This is a genomic window from Vibrio sp. EA2 (assembly GCF_033042495.1).
Classification (GTDB): Bacteria; Pseudomonadota; Gammaproteobacteria; order Enterobacterales; family Vibrionaceae; genus Vibrio.
Genome location: NZ_JAWLID010000043.1, coordinates 1 through 1,418 on the forward strand (window position 1 = coordinate 1; position 1,418 = coordinate 1,418).

1 protein-coding gene is annotated in these 1,418 nt (G+C 40.6%); it reads left to right on the top strand.

Annotated elements, in window-relative coordinates; genetic code table 11:
- Positions 1-645 precede the first annotated feature (645 nt).
- On the top strand, positions 646-1,335 hold the full coding sequence (locus RXX31_RS24625) for a DUF2971 domain-containing protein (protein ID WP_317592204.1): 690 nt from the start codon (positions 646-648) through the stop codon (positions 1,333-1,335).
- Positions 1,336-1,418 lie beyond the last annotated feature (83 nt).

Here is a 1,418-nt window from a genome sequence, read left to right on the forward strand (position 1 = left end):
GCATGCGTTGGTTTTAGTGATTAAGGTGGTATGCAGGGGCTTTGGTGTTGCGTTACTCACCCCTTAATTGGGCGTTAGTACTGGATTGGCATCAACGGTAAAATTTTCGGAGTTTATCGGTTTCTTTGCCTAGCTTTACACCTGGTCAAATGTGACTTTCACGTTCTTTCCGGTGGCACTATATGAGTTGTGTTCGCGTTGATTTCACCGTTTACGGTTTCTAACTTTCGGGTTATTTCTCTGGTGCGGCTTCTTTGGTGTTGGGAAATTCTCGTCAAACACTGAGTTTCTTTGACGCTGCCGTTTAGTTCTGCAACCTGTATCCTTTGCTAATTTGAAAACGGCGGCAATAGGGCAGTTAAGCATATTTTTCTTTTCGCCAACTTACGTTTTGAGAGTGAGTTCTAGTTTGGCTGTTGTCCCTTTAGCTTCAGCATTTCAAGCCAGAAGTTTAGTGCTATATTTCAATATCTTGGCATGTGCCAAAGGTAAACGGGCAGCGTACTAACAAACAATTCAAGAGGGATTCGTAACGCGTGGCATTTTTACTATGCGTTAATTTTAGTGATTAAGGTGGTTTGAAGCGGCATCGGTATTGCGTTACTCACCCCTTAATTGGGCGTTAAGTTTCAATAGGTAGTTCAAATGAACAAAAATACATTCTACAAATACAAATCATTAAGTAATTTTGAGTTCGTATTGGACATATTGCTTCGAGAAAGGTTGTATGCAAGTAAGTATAGTGAGCTAAATGACCCTATGGAGGGAGTCATTAAGGTTGATGGTACAATCCCCGATGACCTAGAAGAAACGTGGAAGAACATACTCGAAGATCTGCGAGTATGTTGTTTTACTCCAGACGACTCAAACACATTAATGTGGGCACATTATGCAGATGGGGGGCGTGGTTGTGCAATTGAGTTTGAACTGCTACCAAGTTCGGAAGTTGTTAAAGTTTCCTATCGCAACAAGCCGAAAGTTTCTAAAAATCAATTAACAACAGATAAAGCGATAGAAATTCTAAAGTATAAGGATTCGAGCTGGAAATATGAGAAAGAGTTCCGTTGTATAACATCGGACACATATGTACCGATTGCAGTGAAAAAATTGATACTCGGACCTAAAGTACAAGCCTCAACAGTAGAGATATTACAAGGGATTCTTCGTTGCTGTAAGCCTGATTTACAAGTTGTTCAGCTTAAAGGTAAGGGGGACAGCATTGTTGAACGTGTGCAAATGACCATAGGAAGTAAAAGAGTCTATTACCGTGAGAGTGAAGAATGCTCAAAATGCTTGGAGTTAGAGCACTATAGGGAACAGTTTGTCCATTGGTAAAAGAAACTTAGTATCAAGTTTGAAGTGCGACACTTTCTATAGATGCGCATGAATATACTCCGTTGGTGTCCTATACCCAAGTC